This is a genomic window from Marinobacter sp. G11, from assembly GCF_021282325.1.
Classification (GTDB): Bacteria; Pseudomonadota; Gammaproteobacteria; order Pseudomonadales; family Oleiphilaceae; genus Marinobacter; species Marinobacter vinifirmus.
In genome coordinates this window covers 1-4,415 of the sequence record NZ_JAJSPB010000066.1, presented here as the reverse complement: position 1 = coordinate 4,415, position 4,415 = coordinate 1, and the positions used below count along the sequence as shown (strand labels likewise).

Annotated in this window: 5 protein-coding genes and 2 pseudogenes; all 7 read left to right on the top strand. The window is 55.5% G+C overall.

The features are described from left to right. Positions 1-90: 90 nt before the first annotated feature. Positions 91-615, top strand: coding sequence for a YqiA/YcfP family alpha/beta fold hydrolase (locus tag LWH94_RS18785; protein ID WP_442915011.1), 525 nt, complete (start codon positions 91-93; stop codon positions 613-615). Between the two features lie 39 nt (positions 616-654). After that, positions 655-1,305, top strand: coding sequence for a HEPN domain-containing protein (locus LWH94_RS18780; protein ID WP_232903259.1), 651 nt, complete (start codon positions 655-657; stop codon positions 1,303-1,305). A 77-nt stretch (positions 1,306-1,382) separates the two neighbouring features. After that, entirely contained in the window at positions 1,383-1,967 is a 585-nt protein-coding gene (locus LWH94_RS18775) for a hypothetical protein (RefSeq protein ID WP_232903258.1), read from the top strand. 271 nt (positions 1,968-2,238) lie between these two features. Further along, the gene (umuD, locus tag LWH94_RS18770) at positions 2,239-2,682 is read left to right on the top strand and encodes a translesion error-prone DNA polymerase V autoproteolytic subunit (protein ID WP_199457149.1); all 444 of its coding nucleotides are present in this window, start codon (positions 2,239-2,241) and stop codon (positions 2,680-2,682) included. Beyond that, positions 2,679-3,428 (top strand): CLCA_X family protein, encoded by a 750-nt coding sequence (locus LWH94_RS18765; protein WP_232903257.1) that lies wholly within the window; start codon positions 2,679-2,681, stop codon positions 3,426-3,428. The genes umuD and LWH94_RS18765 overlap by 4 nt, the downstream gene beginning before the upstream one ends. Next, positions 3,425-3,538 (top strand): annotated as a pseudogene (locus LWH94_RS18760) (Y-family DNA polymerase); the annotation flags it as partial. The gene LWH94_RS18765 and the pseudogene LWH94_RS18760, both read left to right, overlap by 4 nt. Before the next feature lie 119 nt (positions 3,539-3,657). Further along, a pseudogene (locus LWH94_RS18755) lies at positions 3,658-4,287 on the top strand (site-specific integrase); the annotation flags it as partial. Positions 4,288-4,415 lie beyond the last annotated feature (128 nt).

The following is a 4,415-nucleotide window of genomic DNA, read 5'->3' as shown; positions in this document are numbered from 1 at the left end:
TCTTGTCGGTTGGTTATGTGTTGGCCTGGCACCCTTTGCTCCACCATGGAAAACAAGGGGCCAATTGTTACACCCAACCGGCCAAGATAATTGTCGTTAACCGGTCATCCTAATTGTCGCCGAACAGACAAACTTAAAGCGCTCGCGAAGCTTGGCCCTGTCTATGGTCACGACATCGATTACACTCAAGTTTCGGAAGACGTCATTGAAGATAGCCTGGACAAACTGATGCAAGTGAACCCGGACCTTCTGGTTGGGACCTCGATGGGGGGATGGCTGGCGGGTATTCTGGGTGCCGAATCCGGCATTCCGTTTGTCGCCATCAACCCGGTGACGGATCCTGGTCACACTCTCAAGCCCTGGATAGGGCAGGGTGTTGATCATCAGGGGCACGCCTATCAACTGACGGACGAAGTGGTTTCAAGCTACTATCCCTTCACCCACTATGGCAGCGGGCTTGTGTTGCTGGATCAGGGGGATGAACTGATTCCGTGGAACGACACCGTCAGGGCGCTTGGGGATTATTTTCCGGTTCATAGTTTTGAGGGCGGCAGCCATCGGTTTGAGCACACGGAAGAAGCGTTGAAGCTGATTCGGGAACATGTGAAGGATTGAAACCGAAAACCCGGACTGGATGAACGGACGGACCGAACCATGAATTACGACACTCTCAAACAGCGCCACCGTGATGAGCGAGACGGCTACCCTGCCAATCTCAGCCTGCGGGTTCATCGGTCGCTGAGCTGGTTGCAGCGAGCAGAGCAACTCGACGACCCAGACAGCCGGTTCATCTTTCTGTGGATTGCGTTCAACGCCGCCTATGCCACAGAGATCAATGAAGAATACCGGACGACAGAGAAAACGGCCTTCCGTGGTTTCTTGGAGAAGTTAGTCGATCTTGATGCTGGCAAACAGCTGGATGAGCTGACCTGGACAGAATTCCCCCGGAGTATTCGGGTACTACTCAGCAATCGTTTTGTGTTTCAGCCCTTCTGGGACCATCAGAACGGAAAGCTCAGTGAGGAAGAGTGGCAGGACCAGTTTACCCGTGCAAAAGTCGCCGCTCAGTCCGCCTTGGGCTCAGAGGATACCGCGACGGTACTGGGCATTGCGCTTAGCAGGATCTACACCCTGCGAAATCAGTTGATACATGGCGGTGCTACATGGGGCAGTAAGTTAAACCGGGAGCAGATTCGTGACTGTGTAGCCTTGATGAGCCAACTGGTTCCCGTCATTCTGACAATCATGATGGATCACCCGGAGACACTGTGGGGCGATGCCTGTTATCCGGTAGTGAAGGACTAGTGTTCGACGAGTAAATGCATGCCTTCTAGTCCGCTTCGGCCTGATCAATGTCCAAGGAACGGTAAACAACCGACACTATGAGCTCTATGCCGCACTACCTGAAAAAACTGTTCTCCCGGGCGTATCGCCGTCAGCTTGCCGCTGAAGAACGTCAGAGCGAGCTGCAGGCCCAGATTCAAGAGCATCTGGCGACACTTCCCAGATGTGAAGGACAAATACTGGTTGCCACTACCGAGAACCGGGATGAGGGCTTTTTCTGCGACGTGACGGTCCCGGCAAGAGTGTTGTTGGCCTGGGCAAGGGAAGACACCGAGAGAACGGTGATTCAAAGCGTCAGTGCCCAAGCGGCGAGGGAGGTGCTGCCAATCTGGCTCGCCAATTCCACCTTCGACACACGCAAGGTGAGTCGGTTGCCGGAGGGCCATTTCGGCCTCGTTGAAGAGCGGATTAATGACTGGGTAACTGATGGAACCGCTACGGTGTATTGCCCGGAATGCGGCCATGAAGTCCAAGACGTTGCGATCACGAAGGCAAACGAAATCCAGGCCGGCAGGGCCCATTTCTGGTGGACAGATATCTGGAGCTGCCCTCGTGGTCACCTTTTACGCCAAAAGGATCAGGAAATCCGGTTTATATTGAAGCCTCACCGACAGGGAGCTTGATTCTCAGCAGGCTTCCGGGTAACTCCTGAGTGCGTCAGGGCGCGGCCTACCACGTAACCGGCTGCCACACCAACCAACGCCGTCACCGGACCGATCAGACCACCCACCAAGCCTCCAACAAACATCAGTACCACGCTTTTCATACAGACTCCTCCCGCCTTCCTGGCAGCTGCACTAGTCCGAGTATAGAACACTGGGCCCAATGATGGGTTGACCCAACCGTATTGTCTCGCCAAAATACTGTATATTCAAACAGTATCCGGTGTAAAGCATGTCCTGCATTCTGCTTGGTGACTACGAATCCGTCTCACGCCTGAATATCCCGATGTTTCTTGAACGGGTCTCGGCTGGCTTCCCATCGCCGGCGGAAGACTATGTTGAGAAAACCATTGACCTGAACGAGCTGTGCATTCAACACCCGGCTGCCACGTTCTTTGTGCGAGTGCAGGGAGAGTCTATGGTTGAGGCGGGCATCTATCCCGGCGATGTCCTGGTGGTGGACCGATCGCTGAGGGCCAAGCACGGAGACATCATCATCGCCAGCCTGGAAAGCGAGATGACGGTGAAGCAATTGCATTTGACGCCACCGCCCGTTCGGCTCCTTCCACGGAATTCAGCGTACCGGCCCATTACCGTCGAGGGCGATATGGTGATGGAGGTGTTTGGGGTGGTCACCAACGTCATCCGGTCACTCAAGCGGGGAGGGCAGGGATGACACCTGAATCGGCAGTATCCTTTGTCACCGTAAGACGACGGTTCGATTTTCGCAGCATCGAGGTCGGACGCTGGGTAACGCCCCAGGAGCGGGACCGGGCAGCCGGCCGGTTCTATCAGGCGCTGTGTGATTTGATGACGATCCTGCGAGGACCGGAGCCATTGATCTCCCTGAGGAGCACGCTGGGCCTGCAGTATGGCATCGGCGGCCGGTTGGGCGTGGCCGCGCACTACATTCCCGCCACCCGACAGCTGGCGCTGGCCAAGAACGCCGGCGCGGGTAGCCTGGCTCATGAGTGGTTTCATGCCTTTGATCACTACATGGGTGGCAAAGCTTACCGGAATGCCGGACCGTGCGGCTTCGCTTCCAGTGCCTGGCTGAACAGCGTAAGCAGTAAACCCCATCCACTGAATGAACGGCTAGGCGCTTGCTTCCAGGCCATCATGCTGACGGAGGACGGCACTGCACCCAGCACTTTGTTCCGGGCCTCCCAGATTGCCGACCAGCATTTGAAAACGGTTTATTACGCCAAACCGGAGGAGCTGTGCGCTCGCGCCTTTGAAGCCTTCATTGAAGACAGCCAGCCGCGTAACCGATTTCTGGTAAACGGAACCGTTCACTCTGATGAAGCCAAGGCGGGTCTGTATCCGCAGGGCGAGCATCGCCAGCGTATCAATGACGCCTTTCAGTATTACTTTGCCGCTCTCGGGGCTGCGTTGTATCGGGAACAGGCCAAAGCCGGATGAGGAAGCCTGCGTTCGCCCTGGTGGACTGCAATAACTTCTATGCCTCCTGCGAGAAGCTGTTCCGTCCGGATCTTCGTCATACACCGGTTGTGGTGCTGTCCAACAACGATCTGAGGGGTGGAAACCGTTAGTAAATCCTGTAGAGTCCGCGCCACCTTCTGAACCGGTCTGGGACAGCCGTTTCCAGCCTTCAAGAGGAAAACCATCAGCACTGGCTTAAGGCAGCGGTATGAGGCTTGTATTTGCAACAAAAGACCTAACCCTGGCAGGTAGATCCTTCGAAGGCTTTCCGTTGCTGATTGGGTCTGAGGGATGGCCAGTCGAGCCAGCGCAAACCTTTCTTTGGCAAGCACTAATCGAGTCAGGGGAGTCTCTGAGCGATCTGACGTGGGAAGCCTACGGACGCCGTCTATACGATTACTTCGCCTTCCTGGACGCCAATGGCTTGGCCTGGAACGAAGAAAGCCCGGCCCACGGTCTCAGCGTTCTCTCCAGGTACAGGGATTGGTCTAGTGGAGAATTATCTCTTGATCCTGGCACGGTGAATAATCGCCTGGCTCTGGTCGTTAGGTTCTACCGATGGGCCAAACAGCGCGGCCTTATCACTATCCTTCCTTTTGGAGAGAAAAGGGTGAGAGCGGCTCCTCACCATGGACTCCTTACGCACGTTGCGAGGCCTGGAGTCGAGACCACCAAAGTGTCGGTGATGGTGCGTGACCGTAAGCGACCGACAAAATTTCTGACGAAAGACCAGGTCAAGGTATGCCTTGCAGCGGATACTGATCCTAGTCACCAAATACTGTTCCATCTCATGGTTCGTACTGGACTTCGCTCCTGTGAGGCAAGGTCATTCCCCCTAACCCGGATTTCTCATAGGTCCCCAGCAAGTCTCGCAGACTGTGCGGGTTACCGCCATTACCGCTCATTGGCGGCCGTGACTGATCAATAATCGATCAATTCCTGTTGTCCGGACACACGGCCCCCTTT